Source organism: Buttiauxella sp. BIGb0471 (assembly GCF_024807715.1).
Classification (GTDB): domain Bacteria; phylum Pseudomonadota; class Gammaproteobacteria; order Enterobacterales; family Enterobacteriaceae; genus Buttiauxella; species Buttiauxella agrestis.
The window spans coordinates 109,287-133,222 of record NZ_JANUEU010000006.1; the positions used below are offsets into that span (position 1 = coordinate 109,287).

Genomic DNA, 23,936 nt, shown 5'->3' on the forward strand with positions numbered 1-23,936 from the left:
ATATGCTGATGATAGCGAAAAGCAGTAATCTGGATCACTTATTAAAGGTCATCTCACATAACAATTATTAATATGTGATGCCGATCAATTGTTGAAAATTTCCAAAAAAATAATGCGGCACGAAGATTGATTTTTGGCTAAGGCGTCGCCATCTCTTTGGCTATGCATAATCGCTAACCTATTTTCGCAAATGCCTGAAGGCGCTTGCCCAACTACAGGAGTGTACGGTGCGCTGGATACCGTTAATTGCCGTCTTTCTCTATGTATACATAGAGATTTCATTGTTTATTCAAGTCGCTCATGTGATGGGTGTCTTCCTGACACTGGTGCTGGTGATATTCACCTCAGTTATTGGTATGTCTCTGGTTCGCAATCAGGGCTTTAAAAATTTCATGCTGATGCAGCAAAAAATGGCAGCGGGTGAAAGCCCGGCCGCTGAAATGATTAAAAGCGTTTCGCTGATCATTTCTGGCCTGCTGTTGCTGTTACCGGGTTTCTTTACCGACTTCCTCGGTTTGTTGCTGCTACTGCCACCAGTGCAAAAGCATCTGACGCTGAAACTGATGCCGCATTTACGTTTCTCGCGCACGCCGGGCGGCGGTTTTAGCGCGGGTACTGGCGGTGGTTCAACGTTCGACGGTGAGTATCAACGTAAAGATGATGCGCCAAAGCAGCTAGACGGTCGCGATAACGACGATCGTCACAATCGTTAAAAATCGAAAATTTTTTTGCTTTCCCCCTTGAAGGGGGGAAGGCTCATCCCCATCTCTCAGGTCACCAGCCGATAACCCATTTTGGGCCGGCGTTACCTAAACAATTGATACTGACTTTCTCAAAGGAGAGCTATCACATGAGCATTCGTCCATTACATGACCGCGTTATCGTCAAGCGTAAAGAAGTTGAATCCAAATCTGCGGGCGGCATTGTTCTGACTGGCAGCGCAGCAGGCAAATCAACTCGTGGCGAAATCATCGCTGTCGGTAAAGGCCGCATCCTGGAAAACGGTAACGTGCAACCGCTGGACGTTAAAGTCGGCGATATCGTGATTTTCAACGATGGTTACGGTGTTAAGTCTGAGAAGATCGACAATGAAGAAGTGTTGATCATGGCAGAAAGCGACATCCTGGCAATTGTTGAAGCGTAATACGCGCACTAACTGAACGAACATAAACGAATTTAAGGAAAGTTAAGAATGGCAGCTAAAGACGTAAAATTCGGTAATGACGCTCGTGTGAAAATGCTGCGTGGCGTTAACGTACTGGCAGATGCAGTGAAAGTTACCCTCGGTCCTAAAGGCCGTAACGTTGTTCTGGATAAATCTTTCGGTGCACCGACTATCACTAAAGATGGTGTTTCTGTAGCGCGTGAAATCGAACTGGAAGACAAGTTCGAAAACATGGGTGCGCAGATGGTTAAAGAAGTTGCCTCTAAAGCGAACGACGCGGCAGGCGACGGTACTACCACTGCAACCGTGCTGGCTCAGTCCATCATCACTGAAGGCCTGAAAGCTGTTGCTGCAGGCATGAACCCAATGGACCTGAAGCGCGGTATCGATAAAGCTGTTATCGCCGCTGTTGAAGAGCTGAAAGCCCTGTCTGTTCCTTGCTCTGACTCTAAAGCAATTGCTCAGGTTGGTACTATCTCTGCTAACTCCGACGAGACCGTTGGCCAACTTATCGCTGAAGCGATGGAAAAAGTGGGCAAAGAAGGCGTTATTACCGTTGAAGAAGGCACTGGCCTGCAAGACGAGCTGGACGTTGTAGAAGGTATGCAGTTTGACCGTGGCTACCTGTCTCCGTACTTCATCAACAAACCAGAAACCGGTTCTATCGAACTGGACAGCCCGTTCATCCTGCTGGCTGACAAAAAAATCTCCAACATCCGCGAAATGCTGCCAGTTCTGGAAGCCGTTGCGAAAGCAGGTAAACCACTGCTGATCATCGCTGAAGATGTTGAAGGCGAAGCGCTGGCAACTCTGGTTGTTAACACCATGCGCGGTATCGTGAAAGTCGCTGCTGTTAAAGCACCAGGCTTTGGCGACCGTCGTAAAGCTATGCTGCAAGACATCGCTATCCTGACTGGCGGTACTGTTATCTCTGAAGAGATCGGTATGGAGCTGGAAAAAACGACTCTGGAAGATCTGGGTACGGCAAAACGTATCGTGATCAACAAAGACACCACCACCATCATCGATGGTAACGGTGAAGAACCTGCAATTGCAGGCCGTGTGTCTCAGATTCGTCAGCAAATCGAAGAAGCAACTTCTGATTACGACCGTGAAAAACTGCAAGAGCGCGTAGCTAAACTGGCTGGCGGCGTTGCAGTAATCAAAGTCGGTGCAGCTACCGAAGTTGAAATGAAAGAGAAGAAAGCACGCGTTGAAGATGCCCTGCACGCTACCCGTGCTGCGGTTGAAGAAGGCGTGGTTGCCGGTGGTGGTGTTGCGCTGATTCGCGTGGCTTCTAAACTGTCTGAACTGCGTGGCCAGAACGAAGACCAGAACGTGGGTATCAAAGTTGCGCTGCGCGCGATGGAAGCTCCACTGCGTCAAATCGTTCTGAACTGCGGCGAAGAGCCATCTGTTGTTGCTAACACCGTGAAAGCGGGCGACGGTAACTACGGTTACAACGCAGCAACTGAAGAATACGGCAACATGATCGACATGGGTATCCTGGATCCAACCAAAGTGACTCGTTCTGCTCTGCAGTACGCAGCATCCGTGGCTGGCCTGATGATCACCACCGAGTGCATGATTACCGATATGCCAAAATCTGACGGCCCTGACTTAGGCGGCGCAGGTATGGGCGGTATGGGTGGCATGGGCGGCATGATGTAATTTGCCCCAACACCTGGTGTGAAGTTACACCGTGTTAAGAAAACCCTCAGGCAGAAATGTCTGAGGGTTTTTTCTTTTTGGTCGCAGTCTGGTATAAGATCTCACCGGGCGAAGACGGCCCGCTACTTTTCAAGACAGCATTGATAACGGGGAACAACATGCGCATTAAAGTTTCAGCAGGAATGGCTGTAGCAGCGCTGCTGCTGGCAGGCTGTAGCACCAGCAATGATCTTTCTGCTGGTGGGCAGGGCGTCCGTTTTGTTGAGGATAAGCCAGGCACTGAATGCCAGCTATTAGGAAATGCAACCGGTGAGCAAAGTAACTGGTTTTCCGGGCAGCAGGGCAGTGAAGGCGGTTCTATGCGTGGCGCGGCAAATGCTCTGCGTAATAACGCTGCGGCAATGGGCGGTAACGTGCTGTACGGCGTGAGCAGCCCGAGTCAAAACTTGCTGTCGAGCTTCGCTCCGACTGCCAGCACCATGACTGGCCAGGTTTATAAGTGCCCGAATTGATTTTTGGGTGAAACCACCCTCACCCCGACCCTCTCCCTAAAAGGGCGAGGGAGAAAACCGTACATTTCCCTCTCCTGGGGGAGAGGGTTAGGGTGAGGGCGAAATTCTCGAAAACGTTCAGCTCTGCCGTAACTGCAAGTCTATCGGGGTCTTGCTCGGCTCACCGCCAATCTCACGGGCAAGTTTAGGCACCATATAGCCTGATACCATCGTCAGCAATTCACGCATAATCTTGCGTGCTTCATCGTCACTCACCATGAAATGCGCCGCGCCCTGCACTTTATCCAACACATGCAGGTAATACGGCATTACCCCTGCATCGAATAAAGCATTACTCAGTTGCGCGAGTGTTTGTGCATTGTCATTCACATCGCGCAGCAAAACGCTTTGGTTGAGTAACGTCACGCCAGCCAGGCGCAAATTCGTCATCGCTGCTCTGAACTCGTCACCAATCTCTTGCGCGTGATTAATATGATTAACCAGAATCACCTGCAAGCGTGAACGCGCAATGCGAGCCACCAGTGTTTCGGTGATACGAGCCGGGATGACAATAGGCAAGCGGCTGTGAATGCGTAACCGTTTAATATGCCCGATGGCTTCCAGTTCGCTAATCAACCAGTCCAGTTCACTATCTTTCGCCATCAGCGGATCACCGCCGGAGAAAATAATTTCGTCCAGTTCCGGATGTTCACTGATGTATGAGATAGCGGCCTGCCAGTTGCGCTTGTTTCCCTGGTTATCGGAATACGGGAAATGGCGGCGGAAGCAATAGCGGCAGTTAACCGCGCATCCGCCTTTAACCAGCAATAACGCGCGGTTGCGGTATTTGTGCAGCAGACCGGGCACCACGCTGTGCTGCTCTTCGAGAGGATCGGTACTAAAACCGGGCGCGGCGATAAACTCTTCTTTTGAGGTTAGGACCTGGCGTAAGAGTGGGTCGTTCGGATTGCCTTTTTCCATGCGCGCAACAAAAGCTCGCGGTACGCGCAAAGCAAAAAGTCGACGCGCATCACGTCCCGCCAACAGCACTTCGTCAGCGTTTAGCTCTAAAATATGCAGCAGTTCATCAGGATCGGTTATAACATCGGCAAGTTGCGTCAACCAATCTTCTCTGCGGGGGGGATTTAGGGTTACAATGTGTGCCATTTTTTGGCTAAGCTACCAATTAACAATTTCAGAGGGCCTTATGGCGACTTATTCTAGCAACGATTTCCGTGCCGGTCTTAAAATCATGTTCGAAGGCGAACCTTACGCGGTTGAATCCAGTGAGTTCGTGAAACCAGGTAAAGGCCAGGCCTTTGCTCGCGTTAAAATGCGCCGCCTGCTGACAGGCACCCGCGTAGAAAAAACCTTCAAATCTACTGACTCCGCTGAAGGCGCAGACGTTATCGATATGAACCTGACTTACCTGTACAACGACGGTGAGTTCTACCACTTCATGAATAACGAAACCTTCGAGCAGCTGGCAGCTGACGAGAAAGCCATTGGCGATAGCGCTAAATGGATGCTGGATCAGGCCGAATGTATCGTGACCCTGTGGAACGGCCGTCCAATCGCTGTTCAGCCACCAAACTTCGTAGAGCTGGAAATCGTGGAAACCGATCCAGGTCTGAAAGGTGATACTGCTGGTACTGGCGGTAAGCCTGCAACACTGTCTACTGGTGCTGTGGTTAAAGTACCTTTGTTCGTTCAGACTGGCGAAATCATCAAAGTTGATACTCGTTCTGGCGAATACGTTTCTCGCGTTAAGTAATACGTGAAGGTTGGCGGTGAAACTTGAGTGTTTCACCGCCGCTTGCATAAGGCAGGGAAGATGAGCCGTTTGATTAAACATTTACTTTTCATCACGTTGTTAACCACTGTTCTCACTGGCTGTAACGCCACCCGTGGCTTTGGCGAAGACCTGCAACACCTCGGCGGTGCCATCGAGCGCGCTGCAAACAAGTAATTACCAACACTCCTAAAAATCTGCTTTTTCCTTCAGCCTGCCAATTTTTGTCTATGCTTTAACTGCTATACACAAACAATATGGTCAAAAAAGGAAACGGTCATGATTAAGAAAACTATTGCAGCGTTCTTTTCTCTCATAGTGCTTTCGTCGTTACTTACTGCGTGTAATACCACCAAAGGTATGGGTGAAGATATTCAGGATGGTGGTCAGGCGATTTCCGGGGCCGCAACAAAAGCGCAGAATTAATGTATTAGCGGACGGTACGGTATCTTCGCCGTACCGTTGTTTATTTCATGATGACTGATACTGTTCGATAAATAATGAAAAGCGATTGCTAATGCCGAGCTTCATACGAATATTACGCTTATAGGTGTATACCGTCTTCGTGCTAATCCCCATCATGCTGGCAATAAAATCATTATTGGCTCTGTCGGTCCATAACTTTAATATGCGCTCCTCACGTAAGGTGAGTAATGGTGATGTGAATTGCCTGTCAGAATTAAAGGGTGGGCGCGCGCTCAGTTGTTTGTGAATGACTGCGTACAACTCAGGCAGTGGCACGGTTTTGTTATATATCGAGCGTGAGCCTTGTGCCAGGCAATACTCTTCAATCATTTCATGACGCATGCTGTTAAGTAGCATCAAACGAATCGATGTGCCGCAGGCGGAATAAATCGACGAAAGTTGTTGGATATTATGTAGCGAACTGGCAAAGCTTGTAAAATCGGCAATAACCAGATTAGGTCGCCACTGTATTATTTTTTCACGGGCTAAAAGTAAGTTATCAGTTTCAGAAATAGTAAATGCAGTATTTTGACTGAGCCAGTTCTTAAAACCCTGCCGGGTATAATGGCAGCGGTCAATTAACAATATCTTATGCATACTTACCGTTCGCGTAACTCACTGATACAGCCTTTTCTGAATTCTGAAGAGTGCACATAATATGAAAAAATACCAAAAGTGAATTGTGGATATACGGGTCGTTTTGCAGCCAATTCCTGGCTTAACAACTCACCATCTGATTGCTAGAATAGCGCCTTCACCCGCCTTATGGGACGACCCATAAGCGCGTCTTTATTCCGGGGACGGCCCCATTGACTGGAGCTGTATATGGCCTGGTTTGTTCTTGTTATCGCCGGTTTGCTAGAAGTCGTTTGGGCCGTTGGCCTGAAATATACCCACGGTTTTACCCGCTTGTGGCCAAGTGTCATCACGGTTGTGGCGATGATCGTCAGTGTCGCGCTGTTGTCATGGTCGATGAAAACGCTGCCGACGGGCACGGCTTACGCCGTCTGGACCGGGATTGGGGCCGTTGGCGCTGCAACCACTGGCATTATACTGTTAGGCGAATCAGCAAGCCTGGCCCGCATCGCGAGCCTGGCGTTGATTGTCATCGGTATTATTGGTCTGAAGCTCAGCACCCACTAACTGGCGGGCTGTTTAATCCACATAAGTTTATCGACTGAGAAGCCCTGCTGCGTAGCGATGTTCAGCATTTGCTGTTTCACGTCATTGCTGATGGTCGGCGTGCGGGACAAGATCCACAGATAATCTTTATCCGGCCCGCACACCAGTGCGTGCCGGTAATCTTTATCGATGGCTATTACGTTATATCCGCCATAAAACGGCCCAAAGAATGAAACCTTCAGGGCAGCCCGGCTTGGGTCGCCGGTGAAATAGGCCTTGCCAATACTTTGCTGCCACATTTGCCTGTCGGGGTTAAAACCTCGGTTGATGACCTGAATGCCACCGTCATCCCTGGTGCTGTAAGTTGCCGTGACTTGCTCCAGCCCACGTTCAAATTTATGGTCCATGCGGGCAATTTCGTACCATTTTCCCAGGTACCGTTTAGCCTCAAAATTATTCACTACTTTGGTGCCAGGTGGAGGAGTGGGTGAACTACAGGACACAACGAGAAACGCAACTGCAAGGGCGGTGATAATCGGCCAGATGCGCATAGCAAATTCCTTCTCGGTTTTTTGCTAAGTGTAGATTGTGGCAGGAATTAAGGTGGCTTTGAGAAGAAATAAAAAGGCGGGTAATCGATAACGTCACCCGCCACAAAATATGCTACTGCAATGCGTTTAAAATCGTATAGGCCGCTTTTACGCGCTCAGGGTTGGGATAGCTTTTATTCGCCAGCATCACGATGCCAAGTTGCTGCTCAGGAATAAACGCCACGTAGTTGCCAAAGCCACCCGTTGAACCCGTTTTATGTACCCACGAGGCTTTCACTGCGGCCACTGGTGGGTTTATTGCTGTGACGGGGGTCAGGGCAAGTGCGACCTTATTATCGCTCCCGTCAATCACCGTATTGGCTTGCAATGGCCAGTTCAGCATCTCCCAGCCTAAGCCTTGATACATGCTGCCAGCACGCCAGTAGCGCGATTGTGCAAGCTCGATTCCCTGGCGTAAGGTCTTATCGGCCACGAGTTCAGGAGAGATGTTGTATTGCACCCAGCTCGCCATATCTTCAATGCTTGATTTCACCCCATAGGCTTCGGCATCCAGCATTCCGGGCGACACGCGCACGGGCTTACCGTTGCGATAACCATGGGCGTATTGTTTTTCCTCAGACGCAGGGACTTTTATCCAGGTATGAGCCAGTTTCAGTGGCTGGAACACTCGCTGCTTCATCGCCTCTTCAAACGTTTCCCCTGACGGTTTAACCGCCAGCGCGCCGAACAGGCCAATACTGGCGTTGGAGTAAAGGCGCTTTTCCCCAGGTGCTGCCTGCGGCTGCCAGGTCTGGTAGAAATTCAGCAGCGCGGCCTGGTGGGTGACTTCATCCGGGACTTGCAGCGGCAGCCCACCCGCCGTGTAGGTCGCCAGATGCAGAAGAGTGATATCTTTCCATTGGCTGCCCGTAAGCGCAGGCCAGTATTTCGTTGCAGGTTCGCTTAATTTGATTTCGCCGCGCGCAATAGCATCGCCACCCAGAACGCCGGTAAAGGTTTTGCTGACAGAGCCAAGTTCAAACAGCGTCTGTTTTGTCACCGGGATATTTTGCTCAATATCCGCTTTACCGTAAGTGAAGTAGTACGGCTTGCCCTGATAAATCACCGCCACGGCCATGCCGGGAATGTCCTGCGCTTTGAGCAAGGGGGAAATCGTCTGCGCAACGGTTTTACCGATTTGTTGTTCGGTGAGAGCTTTCGGGGCAGCAAAAGTGGCACATGAAACGCTGAGTACCAGCGCACTGCAAAGGGTTCTTTTGATCATTGGCAATCCTCCATGAAAGTGACACTTTAGCCGTGAGCGCTACAAATAAAAAGGCCTGCGCAATTAATGGCAGGCCTTGTTTAAATCATCGGAGTGATTAAAGCGTGATGACGCCAATCAGTGTCACGACGCTCAGAATCGCAGCCAGACCATAGAACACCCACTTGCCAGATGGCAAGTGAATCTTCAGGTCATGCATCGCGTGGTGAATACGGTGCAGCCCGCACCACAGCGGCAGCACAATCATCAGGAAGATGAACAGGCGGCCAATCAAGCTCTGTGAAAATGCCAGCACACGGTCATAGCCCAATGCATCGCCTGGGAAAAGACCCAGCGGCAGCATGATGCCAACCAGCAGCACGATAACTGGCGCGATGATGGCGCCCCACATGCCGCCTGCGCCAAACAGACCCCAGAATACCGGCTCGTCGGAGCGTTTTGGATTTGGATTAATCATGACGTCCCCCTTACCAGAACAGTGCAATAAACAGAATGACGACCGTGGCGACAATCGTCACCGCCCACAAACCTTTAATCACCGGCTCCGGTCCCATTTTTTCATCTTTAATGATGATATTGGCGGCCTTTGGTGCCAGTTCAAACCAGGTTTTGGTATGCAGTAATGCGGCTGCCAGAGTGATGAGATTGAGGATAATCACAATCGGGTTTTGCAGGAATGCAACAAATCCCGCCCAGCTTTCCGGCCCACTTTTTAGCGAAAACAGACCACAGATCAGCAAAATGCTGAACCAGACCGTTGGCACTGAAGTGCCTTCGCGAATCATATAAAAACGGTAGAAACCGAGTTTTTGCCACCAGGTTGGCGTCATCGCCCGTACATAAGGCTTACGTTTCGTAGTCATTTTGCACTCCTTAGCGTGGTTTCAGGGTGGCAATCAAAAAGTCTTTCGAACTTTCGACTTTACCCTGCTGGATGGCAGCGGCGGGATCGACGTGTTTCGGGCACACTTCGGAGCAGAAGCCCACGAAAGTACAGCTCCAGACGCCATTCTTGCCGTTTAACTGCGCCATACGCTCTTTCTTGCCATGGTCGCGGTTATCCAGGTTGTAACGGTGAGCCAGCGTAATGGCCGCCGGGCCAATAAACTCAGGGTTCAGACCAAACTGTGGGCACGCTGAATAGCACAAGCCGCAGTTGATGCAGCCGGAGAACTGATGGTATTTCGCCATCTGTGCCGGAGTCTGGTTATTTGGCCCCTGATCTGGTGTGCGCGGGTTGCCAATGATGTATGGCTTTATCGCTTCCAGGCTTTCGATAAAGTGGGTCATATCGACCACCAAATCGCGCTCAATAGGGAAGTTCGCCAACGCTTCAACCTTCATGCCCTGTGTGTATTCGCGTAGGAAGGTTTTACACGCCAGTTTAGGTATGCGGTTGACCATCATGCCGCAAGAGCCGCAGATAGCCATACGGCATGACCAGCGGTAGGTCAGGTCTGGTGCCAGATTGTCCTTGATGTAACCCAGCGCATCCAGCAGCGAGGTTTGTTCATCGTAAGGCACTTCGTAGATTGCGCTGTGCGGCTCGTTGTCCGTTTCCGGGTTGTAGCGCACGATTTCAATCTTCAGGGTCTTCATCACATCAGCCATTCGACGTCTCCTTCTTCTTGTCGGCCGCTTCTGATTCCGCACCGTAGACGCGTTTAGCCGGTGGCAAAGTCGTGATTTTCACATCGCTGTATTCCAGACGCGTGGTTCCATTGGCGTCACGGAAAGCGAGAGTATGTTTCAGGAAGTTCACGTCATCACGCTCGGTGCAACCTTCGTCCAGGCGCTGGTGTGCGCCGCGTGATTCTTTACGTGCCATCGCTGAGTGCGCCATACATTCCGCAACGTTCAAGCCGTGGCCCAGTTCGATGGTGTACAGCAAATCCGTATTAAACACGCTGGAAGTGTCAGTAATGCGAATGCGTTTGAAGCGTTCTTGCAGCTCGGACAACTTATCGATGGTTTTTTGCATCAGTTCTGGCGTGCGATAAATCCCGCAACCTTCTTCCATCGACAGACCCATTTCATCGCGAATCTTCGACCAGTTCTCAGAGCCTTCCTGATTAACCAGTTTCTTGAGGCGAGTTTCTACGTCTGCGGCTTGTGCATTCAATGCAGCGTCATTGGCGGGCGATGCTTCGTTGGCACGACGCATCGCGCCTTCACCCGCCAGGCGACCAAACACCACTAGTTCAGCAAGAGAGTTCGAACCTAATCGGTTTGCGCCATGCAGACCAACAGACGAACATTCGCCGACTGCGAACAGACCTTTAATGCGGGATTCGCACTGGCTGTCGGTTTCGATACCGCCCATGGTGTAGTGCGCGGTAGGGCGAACGGGGATCGGCTCTTTTACAGGGTCGACGCCAACATACGCTTTTGCCAGTTCGCAGATAAACGGCAGACGCTCGAGAAGTTTTTTCTCGCCCAGATGACGCAGGTCGAGATAAACCACATCGCCACGTGGAGTCGGAACGGTGCGACCTGCACGCCATTCGTGCCAGAAGGCCTGAGAAACTTTGTCGCGTGGGCCGAGTTCCATATATTTGTTGCGCGGCTCGCCCAGCGGAGTTTCTGGACCCATGCCGTAATCTTGCAGGTAACGATAGCCGTCTTTGTTGACCAGAATACCGCCTTCACCACGGCAGCCTTCCGTCATCAGAATGCCGGAACCCGGCAGGCCGGTTGGGTGATATTGCACAAATTCCATATCACGCAGCGGTACGCCGTGGCTGAGTGCCATGCCCATACCATCACCGGTCACAATACCGCCGTTGGTGTTGTAGCGATAAACGCGACCCGCACCACCGGTTGCCATCACGACCGCATTAGCGCGGATTTGTACCAGTGAGCCTTCCATCATATTCATGGCAACTACGCCACGCGCAGCGCCGTCATCAACCAGAATGTCGAGCACGAAATGCTCGTCAAAACGCTGGATTTGCGGGAACTGTAATGAAGTCTGGAACAGGGTGTGAAGCATATGGAAGCCGGTTTTATCCGCGGCAAACCAGGTGCGTTCAATCTTCATGCCACCAAAGCGGCGCACGTTGACGGAACCGTCCGGGCGACGACTCCATGGGCAACCCCATTGCTCAAGCTGCGTCATTTCGGTCGGGCAGTTATGGACGAAATAGTCGACCACATCCTGCTCGCACAGCCAGTCGCCACCGGAAACTGTGTCGTTAAAATGATATTCGAAGCTGTCGTGATCCTGCGTAACGGCAGCAGAACCCCCTTCGGCGGCTACAGTGTGGCTACGCATTGGGTAGACTTTGGAGATCAGAGCGATTTTGGCTTGTGGATTGGCCTGGGCCGCCGCGATGGCTGCTCGTAAGCCCGCTCCGCCAGCGCCAATTATGGCAAGATCGGCTTGAAAGGTTTGCACGACATTCCTCCAGATTTTTAGTTATTTCGCATAGCTAATTTAACCAAAGGTAGTTCACCAATACGGCGGCAGCTATAGCGAAAGGGTTTTCCCTGCTCCTTTGTAGGTAGCGGATTATAGCCGCAGGCTTTTTAAGGAAATTTGACGTGTTCGATTTTTTTGCTGTTCAGTTCAGCAATTAATTAATACTCATGATGATTTATGTCACGAAATCAGGATTCGTCACGGCATACTGGCCCCAGCAACGTTGAAAATTTACTGCGCAAAATTTGTCTCGCCTATGCGTTGCGGGTAGACTTCTCGGCCTTGTATGAATACGGAGACTCCACCATGAGCGAAACGGCCACCTGGCAGCCGAGCGCATCCATCCCCAACCTGTTGAAACGCGCTGCGATCATGGCTGTTATTCGGCGCTTTTTTGCCGATCGCGGTGTACTGGAGGTGGAAACACCCTGCATGAGCCAGGCTACGGTAACGGATATCAATCTGTTCCCGTTTGAAACCCGTTTTGTTGGCCCAGGCCACGCTCAGGGCGTCAATCTGTACCTGATGACCAGCCCGGAATACCACATGAAACGCCTGTTGGCGGCGGGCATTGGCCCGGTATTCCAGCTGTGCCGCAGTTTCCGTAATGAAGAGATGGGCCGTCACCATAATCCAGAGTTCACTATGCTGGAGTGGTATCGCCCATGCTACGACATGTATCGTTTGATGAATGAAGTTGATGATTTGCTGCAACAGGTTCTGGAAACTGATGCGGCGGAAACGCTCTCTTATCAGCAGGCTTTCCAACGCCACCTGGAAATTGACCCGCTTTCTGCGGATAAAACTCAGTTACGTGAAGTTGCGAGAAAACTCGATTTAAGCAACATTGCCGATCAGGAAGAAGACCGCGATACCTTGCTGCAATTGCTTTTCAGCATGGGTGTCGAGCCGCATATCGGTAAAGAAAAGCCGACGTTTGTGTACCACTTCCCGGCAAGCCAGGCCGCCCTGGCGCAGATCAGCACCGAAGACCATCGGGTTGCCGAGCGCTTCGAGGTCTATTTCCGAGGTATTGAGCTGGCAAATGGTTTCCACGAATTAACCGATGCACGTGAGCAGCAGCAGCGTTTCGAGCAGGATAACCGTAAACGTGCCGCCCGCGGTTTGCCGCAGCAGCCGATTGACGTGAATTTGCTCGAAGCACTCAAAGCAGGGCTGCCTGATTGCTCTGGTGTCGCGCTAGGCGTGGATCGCTTGATTATGTTGGCGCTGAAGGCTGAAAGCCTGGCCGACGTGCTGGCGTTCCCGGTGGACCGGGCTTAGAGCCACCCTCAGCCTGGCAATTTTGTCCGGGTGAGATCTTTAAGCCTCGCTGATTTTCCGTTCACCCGTGCGTTCAGTTCTCTCTTTAATGCCAGCAAACGGTGAACGTGCCAGTGGGATAACGACATCCCCCTGGCGACCCCGTCGCCCGGTGATTAAATTGCCGCTGCGCGGTAAACCCCAGCTTATCCCCAACATCAGGGTCGTTCGCGACTCGTTCCCGACGATCGCTCTCTTTCGCTGCTCCCGGCAGCTCAACCCTGATTTATGGGGAACACTGGGGCAATTTATACCGGGAACAAGGTCAAAACCGGGGCTCGGTGTGGTCTTTCGGTTGTGACGTTGACCTCTGGTTCCGGCTTCAATCGCCTCCATTTTGACTCCAGGTGGCGACGGTGGCCACCCTAAGTCGTTCACTGGTTCAGTGGCTATATAAAACACTGAACACCGGGTGAACGGAACTGTCTCCCGACTCACAGAAATGTGACTAAGAGACAGCCCACCGGAGAGGGGGTTGTCCGGTTTTCTCCTTCTCCTGGGGGAGAAGGCCGGGATGAGGGCGACCAGGCTTACAAACTTCCCGGCGTTCTGCCCGCTTTCCCTGAAGATGTCAGCGTCTTGCTGCTACGTTGCCCGCCCAGACTATCCAGACGCATCTGGAATGGTGGGAACGGCAGTTCGATACCGTGTTCGCGGAAGCCCTGCAGAATCAGCTGGTGGATCTCATGGCGCAGCGGCATACGGTGGTTCATCTCTGCGGCATAAATTCGCAGCTCAAATATTTGAATGCCCGCCTGCAAGTCCACAAGGAACGCTTCTGGCGGTGGGTTATCAATTACCAACGAACAGCGCTCGGCTGCCTGCAACAACACCTTCGTGACTTCCTCGCTGTTTGCATCAGACGGGGCTGGAACAGTTAGTACCACACGCGTTACCGAATCCGACAGCGACCAGTTGATAAACTGCTCGGTGATAAACGCTTTATTCGGCACGATGATCTCTTTGCGGTCCCAGTCACTAATGGTGGTAGCTCGCGTATTAATTTTAGTGACGCTGCCGGTCAGATCGCGAATCGTCACGGTGTCGCCAATACGGATCGGTTTCTCGAACAGAATGATCAGGCCCGAGATAAAGTTGGCGAAAATCTCCTGCAAACCAAAACCTAAACCAACACCAAGGGCTGCGACCAGCCACTGCAATTTCGACCACTCAATGCCAATCATCGAGAAGCCGACCAATGTCCCCACCAGTAAAAGCAGATATTTGGTGACAGTCGTGATGGCGTAACCGGTACCAGGTGCTAAATCCAGGTGCTGGAGGAGTGCGAGTTCAAGTAGAGCAGGGAGATTACGCACCAGTTGCATGGTGATAATCAGCACCAGAATGGCAATTAACACTGAGCCCAGGGTTATCGGCTCGATGCTTTCCACGCCTTGTACCGTTGAGGTGACATCCCACAACGTGATGTTCTCAAGGAAGCCAAATGCAGAATGGATTTCCGACCACAACACGATGACCGATAGCAGCGCAATCAGCATCAGAATCGAACGCACCAGGCGCAGAGACTGCACGCTGATAGTATCCAGATCGATTTCTGGCTCTTCGATAGTTTCTGCCGAACCTTCAGTGCTGTGGCTGTGAGCGGGTTCTTCTTCGCCACGAGCACGTTGGGCGAGTATTTCCGCACGACGATGTTTGGCGCGATCGAATGCCAGGCGGCGGCGCTGAATGAGCATCCAGCGACGGAAGATATGATAAACCACCAGTAACAAGAACCAGATGGCGACCGAGGTTTCAAGCCTTGCCAGCAGAGCTTGCGCGGTTGCCAGATAACCTACCACGGCGGCCAAAATAGCCAGCAATGGAGCCGCCAGCAGCAGGTTCCATAATATCGTGTTGGCAATGTTTTCACTGTTACCCTGTTTATCCAGATACAGTGGAATTCCTGCCCGTTTCAGGCTTAACGTGACCAGTGCCATCGCACCGCAAATCAAAATAAAGCACAGCCGCCCAAGTGAACCGGAGAACTCCCGGTCACTGAGATTATCAAACATTATCAATGCCATAATTAGCGGCACGATAAGCCCGATACTCATCAGGTAATAACGCATAGCGCGGGCGACGCGTTGCTGGGGCCAGCCGAAATGCACAATGAACAAACCGTTAGGACGGGCGAATGTGGCACAAATCATCACCGCCCAAAGCAGAGGAACGGTGGCGGTCACGCCATCGCCAATCGCCACTGCGAGGGGATACGGCCAGGCCGCTTGTAACCCGAAACCAAGCGTTGCCCAAAGCACGGGCAACGGCAATGCCACCAGAATCGACCAGAACACGGTGCGCAGCGTTAAGCTGAAATGATCCTGCGTCACTTTCCCCACTTTGGCGCTGGAGCGCTCCAGGAAAGCCGTAAAGTGGCGGCGTGAACTGATACTGAAGCCTACCAGGATCAACGCGGCAAACAGCGGCAGCAGCGTCTCTTTGCTGGTCAGCATCATGACGGTGGCACTGCCAAGCTGGCTGAACGTGTCCATCGATACCAGTCGACGTAAATCTTGCACGATCTCAACCGGCCAACTGAAGCCTATCGGGCTGACGTCTGAGGTCCAGAACAGATAACGGTGCGTCGCTTCGTTCACCTCTTTGAGCGCATCTTCCAGTTGGCTGTTGGCCACTTTCAGTTTGGTTAGCTCGAGAATGAGGTTATCGCCCCCTTGCAGCAGGGAGTTGAGCAGCTCGCGTTGGGTACGTAACTGCGCTTCCAGAATGCGATTTTGCTCGGTGGTGAGCGGCTGACCATCGAGTTGACGAATCTGGCGCAGTTGCTGGTGTTTGCTTAGCAGATCTTCGTAATGCAACCGCTGGACACGCAACTGGCCCAGCTCGGTATCCACTTGCTGCGGCTTTGGCATCTCCGGCAAACGAGCCACCTGGGCACGTAATGCTTCTCCCAGCACGTTAGAGACCCCAAGCCATTGTGATTGTTCACGCAGCGTGTTGAGCGCCTGACGCACCTGTAACGTCTGGCTGCTCGCCTGGCGTTGCTGAGAGGCGACTAAATCCATGCGCTGAGCCTGTTGATTCAACGCCTGAGATAATTCACGGTTATTTTTAAACTGGTCAACGATACCAGATGGCAGGTTGGCGCTGCTTTCAGCCAGTAACTCTGTGCTTTCCAGGGCCTTTTCAGCTTCTCGCTGGCGCTGGTTATTCAACTGATTACGCAATGCCTGGAGATAAGCATCCAGCTGTTCGCTCTGTTTCTGGGCAAGTTCTGCGCGCAGGCGAGCAAGTTCCTGGCGGTTACTGGCCGACAATTGTGCCAGTTCCAGTTCATCGACCAGCGCTTTCAGGCGTGAAGATTCAGCCTGCAAAGAGAAGTTTTGTGCCTGTGTTAGCGGTGTGCTGGTGGCCGGAAGGGTACCCATCCGACGTTCAACCTCGTTTAACTGACGGCGGGCATCGGTTTGCTGCTGCGGCAGTTGGCTGAGTGAGTCGGTGATTTCCCGGGTGCGTTCCTGTTCTTGCTGCGCAAGGCGGCTTTTATCCAGCAACTGGCTACTGACTTGCAGGATTTCCTGGTTTAACGCATCGGTGCTCATGGTTTCTGGCACTTTTTGCGGTTCATCGCGCAGATTATTGATCTGCCGACGCAAGGTGTCAGAGAGATTGGGGAAGTTATCTATAACTTGCTGATATTGCGTCGCTCTTTCGAGAGATACTTTTCGTTCATCAAGTGCGTTGAGCGCTGCCTGAAGCGCTTCCACGGTTTCAGCACTGCCAGGTTTGTCTTTTGCAGACTTAGCTTGTTCGAGTTCCTGGGAGATTTGTTTGGCGTCGGGGGCGGTGGCGGCATAGGCCGGAAGACTTAGGCACCAGGCCATCAGAAAAGTGAGTATCAGGCGCACGTAAATACCTATCTTAGTTAACCCCTTCATCCTTCAAGCCGCAGCTGCGTTGGCTGCCTTTACTCACCCCAGTCACTTATTTATATAAGCTCCTGGGGGGGCGCTCAGTTGCCGTCTTGCTGCAACTTGAATGATTTTGGGTTGAGCTTTAAGCGTTAAACGTCGGGTTTGGTTTCCTGATCGGCAGCAACTTCTGCTTCAGTAATCTCACTGACAGGCACTTCCGGTTCGCCCATAGGTTCGGTAGATACAGCCAGTGGTTCACCAATCTTAGTCACAGACAGGCTTTGCAGCTGCTCGGCCAGGTTCACTTTGCCCGGTGCGAACAAGTTAATCACCGTTGAGCCCAGTTTAAAGCGACCCATTTCCTGGCCTTTTAACAGTGCAACAGAACCTTCGCTTTCACCGGCAGGCCACGTCCAGCGTTTGATCACGCCTTCACGCGGTGGCGTGATAGTGCCTGCCCAGACGGTTTCGATGCTGCCAACAATGGTCGCGCCAACCAGAATTTGCGCCATTGGGCCAAATTCAGTATCGAACAGGCAGATAACACGTTCGTTACGGGCAAACAGGTTCGGGACGTTTTGCGCCGTTAAATGGTTCACGGAGAACAAATCGCCCGGCACGTAAATCATTTCGCGCAAAATACCGTTACACGGCATGTGAACACGGTGGTAATCACGCGGCGACAGGTAAGTGGTTACGAAGCTGCCGTTACGGAACAGATCGGCCATTAAGTAGTTTCCGGCAAGCAGGGCTTCCAGGCTGTAGTTATGGCCTTTTGCTTGCAGGATTTTGTCTTCTTCGATTGGGCCTAACTGGCTCACTACGCCGTCGGCTGGCATAACCAGTACACTTGGGTCGGTGTTAACCGGGCGCACGTCGTCACGCAGTGGACGGACGAAGAATTCGTTGAAGGTGCGATAGCTGGCGGTGTCCGGCTTTTGTGCTTCCTTCATGTCGACTTTGTAGTATTTGACGAATAGGTCGATAACCAGTTTGGTCAACCAGCCAGCTCGTTTGCTTGCACCCCAGCCTGCCAGGCGGGTCAGCCATAGTTTAGGCAGGATGTACTGGAGCGAAAGTTTAAAGTTGTCTAACAAGATAGCCTCCTGGCTAAGTACCCATTTTAGCGGGCATACACAAAAAGGAGCGCGATTTTAGCGATGCCCAGCTTAATTGTCAGCGGTCAGTATCGGAAAAGGTTTTACGCGATTTTACCTCGGACATACTTTCCAGTATGCGATGGTAGTTGTCGAAACGCGTTTCAGCGATCTCCCCACGCTCAACGGCTTCACGCAGCGCGCAGCCTGGATCGTTGGTGTGGCTGCAGTCACGGTATTTGCAACGACCTAAATAGTCGTGGAATTCAGTAAACCCATTCGTGACTTGATCCGGCTCTAAGTGCCACAGACCAAATTCGCGCACGCCTGGGGAGTCGATAACATCGCCGCCGCCTGGGAAGTGGTAAAGACGCGAAGCGGTCGTCGTGTGCTGACCTAAACCTGAGTTATCAGAAACGTCATTAACCAGAATCTGGACTTCTTTAAAGCCGAGAAGGTTGTTCAGCAGGCTTGATTTGCCCACGCCTGATTGCCCGGCAAAAATACTGACGCGGCCAATCAATGCTTCTTCAAGCTCTTTCAGACCTTCAACTTTGTGGCTGGAAACAAACAGAACGCGATAACCAATCTTGCGGTAGATATCCATTTGTTCGTTGACGAACGCCAGGCCTGCTTCGTCCAGCAGGTCGGTTTTGTTCAATACCAGCAGTGGTTCGACGTCGAGGGTTTCGCACGCCACCAGATAACGGTCGATAATGTTAAGCGACAGCTCAGGCAAAATGGCGGAAACCACAATTATCTGGTCAATGTTAGCGGCAATGGGTTTTACGCCGTCATAGAAATCAGGGCGTGTCAGAACGGTGGTGCGCTCGTGTACTGCATCCACAATGCCTTTAATCGTGACACCTGCCGCCGCTTCTTTAGCCGGGCGCCAGACCACGTTGTCGCCTGTTACCAGCGAACGAATGGTACGACGGATATTGCAGCGGTGAATTTCACCACCGGGTGATTCGACATCGGCATGTTGGCCGAAACGGCTAATGACGCGACCATCGCGTGGTTCACCAAACTGAGAGTCGTCAGGATCGGCTTTCTCCACAGTCTGTTTAAGCCGACGCTGGTGATTTGCTGAAACCCGGCGCTGCTGTCCTTTGGAGAGTTTATTTTTGCTCAATCTTACTGGCTCCTAGTCGCCCGTGATGGGCAAAACCTCTATGATACACACTATTTTATACGAATTAACCCATCGACAACGGTGGGCTACGCACAAGAAGGGTGGAAAATAGCATGAGTGGAAATGAAAACAATCTGATTTGGATTGATTTAGAAATGACCGGCCTGGACCCCGAGCGGGATCGCATAATTGAAATTGCCACGCTGGTAACTGATGCCAATTTGAATATCCTTGCCGAAGGGCCAACGATTGCGGTTCATCAGTCTGATGAACAGTTGGCGCTGATGGATGACTGGAATGTGCGTACTCATACCGGTAGCGGCCTGGTTGAGCGTGTTAAAGCAAGTCAGCTGGACGATCGCGCGGCTGAACTGGCAACGCTTGAGTTTCTGAAACAATGGGTGCCAGCGAATAGCTCGCCAATCTGCGGTAATAGTATCGGCCAGGATCGCCGTTTCTTGTTTAAGTACATGCCAGAGCTGGAAGAGTACTTCCACTATCGTTATCTGGATGTCAGCACGCTGAAAGAGCTGGCGCGTCGTTGGAAACCTGAAATTCTCGCTGACTTCAAAAAGCAGGGCACGCACCAGGCAATGGATGATATTCGTGAGTCTGTGGCAGAGCTTGCGTTCTATCGTGAGAATTTTATTAAGCTTTGACAGGCGTTCGGGAGGAGCTAAACTCCTCCTTCGCTGGGAAATTAATCATTTTGACGTTTAAATCACCATTCAAACTAATTTTGTGAAAAAAACCTTTTGAAGGGCTTGCGACTAAAACGATTTCTCGTATAATGCGCCTCCCGTACCGATGCAGAATTTGCAGCGTTACACAGAGCGGGAATAGCTCAGTTGGTAGAGCACGACCTTGCCAAGGTCGGGGTCGCGAGTTCGAGTCTCGTTTCCCGCTCCAAATTTGATTACAGCAGTACCACCAAATTCGATGGCTTTTAAGCATCAGCTTGAAAGACGAAGAATATGCGGGAATAGCTCAGTTGGTAGAGCACGACCTTGCCAAGGTCGGGGTCGCGAGTTCGAGTCTCGTTTCCCGCTCCAAAATTTGATTTGGCTTTTAAAGCCAGCACCACCCAAGCGGGAATAGCTCAGTTGGTAGAGCACGACCTTGCCAAGGTCGGGGTCGCGAGTTCGAGTCTCGTTTCCCGCTCCAAATTCTAATCTTCAGTACAAATTATCCACAACGCTAAGTCGCGTCGGTGGTGGTTTTTACGTTCCTCAAAAACTCTTGTAAACAGACTTATCCACAGCTTACGTTTTTTCCCTTCGATCGCTAATTATTTATTAACTTTTACACCTTTAGTTTAACTATTTGATTTAATTGATTTTTATAATATTTAAAAATGTTAACTCGATCGCTTGCAGATTTTACATCGCTTGTGGGGCAAGGCTTTCAAATTTTTATTCACATCCTGTGGACATTTCACGCATCACGTTTCAACCCCTTTTCTATGACCCGAACCAGACGCTGCTTTTGCGGTAACTGAACCTCAGTTGCGTTAGCGCTTCGTTTGGTTAATTGTTGCGCAATCGCCCATTCAATATGCTCATCAAGAAGTGGGTGCTCACCTTTTCGTTGTTGCAATGCTTTCAGAATCACTTCTTCCCAGGGGGCGTTTCCTAATGCGACTGCAATATTTCGCAGCCAGCGTAAATGACCGATGCGGCGAATCGCTGAACCTTCAGTCACGCGCAGGAAATATTCTTCACTCCAGGCAAACAGTTCAACCAGCGGCGGAGCATGCAATGCGCGACGCGGGCTAAAGTCATCTTCCACGGTCAATTGTGAAAAGCGATTCCACGGGCAAATCAGCTGGCAGTCGTCGCAGCCGTAAATTCGGTTTCCGATTAGCGGTCTGAATTCTTCGGGGATTGCGCCTTCAAGCTCAATAGTGAGATAGGAAATGCAACGCCGCGCGTCGACCGTGTACGGTTCAACTATCGCGCCGGTCGGGCAAATCGTCATGCAGGCCACGCAGCGCCCGCATTTTTCCTCGACTGGTTTATCTATGGGTAATGGAATATCGACTAATAGCTCACCGAGGAAAAAGAACGATCCTGCTTCCTGATTCAGGATAAGTGAGTGCTTACCTGTCCATCCCAGGCCTGCTTTATCCGCTAATGGGCGCTCAAGAATCGGCGCTGAATCCACAAAAGGTCTAAAATTCAGCGTGGAACAATGGGATTGGATCATCTCACCCAGTTTTTTGAGTCGATTGCGCAGCAGTTTGTGGTAATCACGTCCGAGGGCGTAACGGCTGATGTAACCGATTTTGGGGTTCTTGAGCGTCGAGGCAAAGGCCGCGTTTGCCGGGAGATAGTTCATCCGTACGCTAATTACGCGCAACGTCCCCTGCAGCAATTCGTGTGGGCGGGCGCGCATCATGCCGTGACGGGCCATCCAATCCATCTCGCCGTGGTATTGTTTATCCAGCCACAACTGAAGCGCGGGTTCACTGGCGGAGAGATCGGTATCGGTAATCCCCACTTGCTGGAAGCCGAGTTCGATTCCCCACTGTTTGATATTTTGCGCTAACTGATTGAGATCGAGGGGCTGTGACATGACGGACCTGAGCCTAAAAATAACCGCCAAAAGTATACCACATTCAGTTTGGTCAGCAGACTGGTTGCGCACCGCTGAACAGCAGGCGGCGGATGAATTAGGGTTAACGCTCTATGAATTGATGCAGCGAGCGGGCGCTGCGGCATTTAACCTTGCCCGCGAACTTTATCCGCAAAGCCAGCACTGGCTGGTCGCATGTGGACATGGCAATAACGGCGGCGATGGTTATGTATTAGCACGCCTTGCTCAGGCTGCGGGTGTGCGCGTTACGCTTGTGGCGCTGGAAAGTGATAAGCCATTGCCACAGGAGTCTGCATACGCGCGTGATGCCTGGCTGGATGCGGCGGGTCTTATTCATGCGCCAGAGCATCCATGGCCTGATGATATCGACCTGGTGGTCGATGGTATTCTGGGAACCGGGCTTGCGCACGCGCCACGAGATAATGCCGCGCAGCTTATTGAAAAATGTAATCACCATTCTGCTCCTGTGATTGCCTTGGATATTCCTTCGGGCTTGCTCGCAGAAACGGGCGCCATTCCTGGTGCGGCAATCAACGCTTCACACACCATTACGTTTATTGCCCTTAAGCCTGGTCTTCTGACCGGAAAAGCGCGCGATGTGGTGGGTGAACTGCACTTTGATGCGCTTGGCCTTGAAACCTGGTTGAAGGGGCAGACTGCGCCGATAACTCGCGTGGATAGCGCACAGTTAGCGGGCTGGTTAACGCCACGCAAGCCCACCTCGCACAAAGGCGATAACGGGCGACTGGTGATAATAGGCGGCGACCACGGCACGGCGGGGGCGATTCGTATGACGGGCGAAGCGGCTTTGCGGGCTGGAGCGGGGTTGGTCAGGGTTTTGACTCGCTCAGAAAATATCGCACCGTTGCTGACCGCGCGGCCCGAGTTAATGGTTCAGGAACTGACTTCACAAACGCTTGATGAAAGTCTTGAGTGGGCCGATGTGATAGTGATTGGCCCAGGATTAGGGCAGCAAGAGTGGGGCAAAAAAGCCTTACAAAAAGTAGAGAACAGCCGTAAACCGATGCTGTGGGATGCAGATGCGCTGAACCTTCTGGCAATCAATCCCGATAAACGTCAGAATCGCGTGATTACACCACATCCTGGCGAGGCTGCGCGGTTGCTAAATTGCGCCGTGTCACAAATTGAGAGTGACCGCTTACTTGCCGCAGACCGCCTGGTAAAACGTTATGGCGGAATTGTGGTCTTAAAAGGTGCCGGTACGGTTGTTGCCAGCCAACGTGGCGAATGCGCCATTGTTGATGTTGGTAATGCAGGTATGGGCAGCGGCGGCATGGGGGATGTGCTATCCGGAATCATCGGAGCATTGCTGGCACAGAAGTTAACCCCGTATGATGCAGCCTGTGCCGGATGTGTGGCCCATGGCGCGGCCGCCGATGTGTTGGCTTACCGCTTTGGTACACGTGGCATGTTAGCGACCGATTTATTATCGACGTTGTACCCTTTTGTTAACCCGGATTTGAATAGCCAAAAAAATGATTAATCGAGTTATCGCATTACCTGATGAAGCCGCGACCTTAGAACTGGGCGCACGCCTGGCTGAAGCCTGCATCGGTGCCACCGTGATTCATCTGTATGGTGATCTTGGCGCGGGGAAAACGACTTTTAGCCGTGGTTTTGTGCAAGCGCTGGGTCATAAAGGGAACGTGAAAAGCCCAACTTATACGTTGGTAGAACCGTATGAACTCGGTGATTTGATGGTGTATCACTTTGATCTCTATCGTCTTGCCGATCCAGAAGAACTCGAGTTTATGGGAATTCGTGACTATTTCACCAATGACGCAATCAGTCTGGTGGAATGGCCGCAAAAAGGTCAGGGTGTGCTTCCAGAACCGGATGTCGAAATCCACCTAAGTTACCAGGCCGAAGGGCGCGAAGCGTGCCTGAAAGCAGTTTCCTCATCTGGTGAGTCGTTACTGGCGCGGTTGGCCAAATAACAAGGATGACG

At 51.6% G+C, this 23,936-nt stretch carries 25 protein-coding genes and 3 tRNA genes; 15 read left to right on the forward strand and 13 right to left on the reverse strand.

Annotated features, from left to right (window positions below; all coding sequences use genetic code 11):
• The first annotated feature begins 227 nt into the window (after positions 1–227).
• The 4 genes from M2371_RS17810 to M2371_RS17825 all read left to right on the forward strand — a co-directional run bounded on the left by M2371_RS17810 (position 228) and on the right by M2371_RS17825 (position 3,348).
• Positions 228–713 (forward strand): FxsA family protein, encoded by a 486-nt coding sequence (locus M2371_RS17810; protein WP_259268346.1) that lies wholly within the window; start codon positions 228–230, stop codon positions 711–713.
• A 137-nt stretch (positions 714–850) separates the two neighbouring features.
• On the forward strand, positions 851–1,144 hold the full coding sequence (locus tag M2371_RS17815; protein WP_034461121.1) for a co-chaperone GroES: 294 nt from the start codon (positions 851–853) through the stop codon (positions 1,142–1,144).
• 48 nt (positions 1,145–1,192) lie between these two features.
• Positions 1,193–2,836, forward strand: coding sequence for a chaperonin GroEL (groL, locus tag M2371_RS17820; protein ID WP_034492712.1), 1,644 nt, complete (start codon positions 1,193–1,195; stop codon positions 2,834–2,836).
• Between the two features lie 140 nt (positions 2,837–2,976).
• Positions 2,977–3,348, forward strand: coding sequence for a DUF4156 domain-containing protein (locus M2371_RS17825; protein ID WP_269474353.1), 372 nt, complete (start codon positions 2,977–2,979; stop codon positions 3,346–3,348).
• 117 nt (positions 3,349–3,465) lie between these two features.
• Here the strand turns inward: M2371_RS17825 and epmB are convergent, their stop codons facing one another.
• On the reverse strand, positions 3,466–4,494 hold the full coding sequence (gene epmB, locus M2371_RS17830; protein ID WP_259268347.1) for an EF-P beta-lysylation protein EpmB: 1,029 nt from the start codon (positions 4,492–4,494) through the stop codon (positions 3,466–3,468).
• Positions 4,495–4,534: 40 nt separating this feature from the next.
• Between epmB and efp the strand changes: the two genes are divergently transcribed.
• The 3 genes from efp (at position 4,535) to ecnB (ending at position 5,545) form a co-directional block, all read left to right on the forward strand.
• Positions 4,535–5,101: an elongation factor P gene (efp, locus tag M2371_RS17835; protein ID WP_034492727.1), complete on the forward strand. Its 567-nt coding sequence runs from the start codon at positions 4,535–4,537 to the stop codon at positions 5,099–5,101.
• Between the two features lie 60 nt (positions 5,102–5,161).
• Positions 5,162–5,296, forward strand: a complete 135-nt coding sequence (locus tag M2371_RS17840) for an entericidin A/B family lipoprotein (protein WP_115631353.1) — start codon at positions 5,162–5,164, stop codon at positions 5,294–5,296.
• Positions 5,297–5,398: 102 nt separating this feature from the next.
• The gene (ecnB, locus tag M2371_RS17845; protein WP_034492730.1) at positions 5,399–5,545 is read left to right on the forward strand and encodes a lipoprotein toxin entericidin B; all 147 of its coding nucleotides are present in this window, start codon (positions 5,399–5,401) and stop codon (positions 5,543–5,545) included.
• A gap of 45 nt (positions 5,546–5,590) precedes the next feature.
• On the opposite strand, the gene M2371_RS17850 is transcribed toward ecnB, so the two are convergent.
• The gene (locus M2371_RS17850; RefSeq protein ID WP_259268348.1) at positions 5,591–6,181 is read right to left on the reverse strand and encodes a response regulator transcription factor; all 591 of its coding nucleotides are present in this window, start codon (positions 6,179–6,181) and stop codon (positions 5,591–5,593) included.
• A 228-nt stretch (positions 6,182–6,409) separates the two neighbouring features.
• On the opposite strand from M2371_RS17850, the gene sugE reads away from it, so the two are divergent.
• The gene (gene sugE, locus M2371_RS17855; RefSeq protein WP_034492734.1) at positions 6,410–6,727 is read left to right on the forward strand and encodes a quaternary ammonium compound efflux SMR transporter SugE; all 318 of its coding nucleotides are present in this window, start codon (positions 6,410–6,412) and stop codon (positions 6,725–6,727) included.
• On the opposite strand, the gene M2371_RS17860 is transcribed toward sugE, so the two are convergent.
• The 6 genes from M2371_RS17860 to frdA all read right to left on the reverse strand — a co-directional run bounded on the left by M2371_RS17860 (position 6,724) and on the right by frdA (position 11,918).
• Positions 6,724–7,257, reverse strand: a complete 534-nt coding sequence (locus tag M2371_RS17860) for a lipocalin family protein (RefSeq protein ID WP_172895706.1) — start codon at positions 7,255–7,257, stop codon at positions 6,724–6,726. The genes sugE and M2371_RS17860 overlap by 4 nt on opposite strands.
• Before the next feature lie 112 nt (positions 7,258–7,369).
• Positions 7,370–8,521, reverse strand: coding sequence for a CMY2/MIR/ACT/EC family class C beta-lactamase (gene ampC, locus M2371_RS17865; RefSeq protein WP_259268349.1), 1,152 nt, complete (start codon positions 8,519–8,521; stop codon positions 7,370–7,372).
• 97 nt (positions 8,522–8,618) lie between these two features.
• On the reverse strand, positions 8,619–8,978 hold the full coding sequence (frdD, locus tag M2371_RS17870) for a fumarate reductase subunit FrdD (protein ID WP_259268350.1): 360 nt from the start codon (positions 8,976–8,978) through the stop codon (positions 8,619–8,621).
• 10 nt (positions 8,979–8,988) lie between these two features.
• A complete protein-coding gene (gene frdC / locus M2371_RS17875) occupies positions 8,989–9,384 on the reverse strand; it encodes a fumarate reductase subunit FrdC (RefSeq protein ID WP_115631343.1) in 396 nt (131 codons plus the stop codon).
• A gap of 10 nt (positions 9,385–9,394) precedes the next feature.
• A complete protein-coding gene (locus M2371_RS17880) occupies positions 9,395–10,132 on the reverse strand; it encodes a succinate dehydrogenase/fumarate reductase iron-sulfur subunit (protein WP_115631341.1) in 738 nt (245 codons plus the stop codon).
• A complete protein-coding gene (frdA, locus tag M2371_RS17885; protein ID WP_259268351.1) occupies positions 10,125–11,918 on the reverse strand; it encodes a fumarate reductase (quinol) flavoprotein subunit in 1,794 nt (597 codons plus the stop codon). The genes M2371_RS17880 and frdA overlap by 8 nt, the downstream gene beginning before the upstream one ends.
• Positions 11,919–12,248: 330 nt before the next feature.
• Here frdA and epmA point away from each other — a divergent pair, with 330 nt between their 5' ends.
• Positions 12,249–13,226, forward strand: a complete 978-nt coding sequence (epmA, locus tag M2371_RS17890; RefSeq protein WP_172895703.1) for an elongation factor P--(R)-beta-lysine ligase — start codon at positions 12,249–12,251, stop codon at positions 13,224–13,226.
• A gap of 39 nt (positions 13,227–13,265) precedes the next feature.
• Here the strand turns inward: epmA and M2371_RS17895 are convergent, their stop codons facing one another.
• From M2371_RS17895 to rsgA, 4 genes are all read right to left on the reverse strand, one after another.
• Entirely contained in the window at positions 13,266–13,424 is a 159-nt protein-coding gene (locus M2371_RS17895; RefSeq protein ID WP_172895702.1) for a hypothetical protein, read from the reverse strand.
• Positions 13,425–13,795: 371 nt separating this feature from the next.
• Entirely contained in the window at positions 13,796–17,134 is a 3,339-nt protein-coding gene (gene mscM / locus M2371_RS17900) for a miniconductance mechanosensitive channel MscM (RefSeq protein ID WP_259268426.1), read from the reverse strand.
• Positions 17,135–17,289: 155 nt separating this feature from the next.
• The gene (asd, locus tag M2371_RS17905) at positions 17,290–18,237 is read right to left on the reverse strand and encodes an archaetidylserine decarboxylase (protein ID WP_034492763.1); all 948 of its coding nucleotides are present in this window, start codon (positions 18,235–18,237) and stop codon (positions 17,290–17,292) included.
• A gap of 79 nt (positions 18,238–18,316) precedes the next feature.
• A complete protein-coding gene (gene rsgA / locus M2371_RS17910; RefSeq protein ID WP_259268352.1) occupies positions 18,317–19,372 on the reverse strand; it encodes a small ribosomal subunit biogenesis GTPase RsgA in 1,056 nt (351 codons plus the stop codon).
• 113 nt (positions 19,373–19,485) lie between these two features.
• Between rsgA and orn the strand changes: the two genes are divergently transcribed.
• The 4 genes from orn to M2371_RS17930 all read left to right on the forward strand — a co-directional run bounded on the left by orn (position 19,486) and on the right by M2371_RS17930 (position 20,536).
• Entirely contained in the window at positions 19,486–20,031 is a 546-nt protein-coding gene (gene orn, locus M2371_RS17915) for an oligoribonuclease (RefSeq protein WP_034492766.1), read from the forward strand.
• A 174-nt stretch (positions 20,032–20,205) separates the two neighbouring features.
• A tRNA-Gly gene (locus tag M2371_RS17920) sits at positions 20,206–20,281 on the forward strand.
• 67 nt (positions 20,282–20,348) lie between these two features.
• Positions 20,349–20,424 (forward strand) — tRNA-Gly (locus M2371_RS17925).
• Positions 20,425–20,460: 36 nt separating this feature from the next.
• A tRNA-Gly gene (locus tag M2371_RS17930) sits at positions 20,461–20,536 on the forward strand.
• 270 nt (positions 20,537–20,806) lie between these two features.
• On the opposite strand, the gene queG is transcribed toward M2371_RS17930, so the two are convergent.
• Positions 20,807–21,946, reverse strand: a complete 1,140-nt coding sequence (gene queG, locus M2371_RS17935; RefSeq protein WP_259268353.1) for a tRNA epoxyqueuosine(34) reductase QueG — start codon at positions 21,944–21,946, stop codon at positions 20,807–20,809.
• Between queG and nnr the strand changes: the two genes are divergently transcribed.
• A complete protein-coding gene (gene nnr / locus M2371_RS17940) occupies positions 21,945–23,471 on the forward strand; it encodes a bifunctional ADP-dependent NAD(P)H-hydrate dehydratase/NAD(P)H-hydrate epimerase (protein ID WP_259268354.1) in 1,527 nt (508 codons plus the stop codon). The two genes, queG and nnr, sit on opposite strands and share 2 nt — an antisense overlap.
• Positions 23,464–23,925, forward strand: a complete 462-nt coding sequence (gene tsaE, locus M2371_RS17945; protein ID WP_034492778.1) for a tRNA (adenosine(37)-N6)-threonylcarbamoyltransferase complex ATPase subunit type 1 TsaE — start codon at positions 23,464–23,466, stop codon at positions 23,923–23,925. Before nnr ends, tsaE begins: the two co-directional genes overlap by 8 nt.
• Positions 23,926–23,936 lie beyond the last annotated feature (11 nt).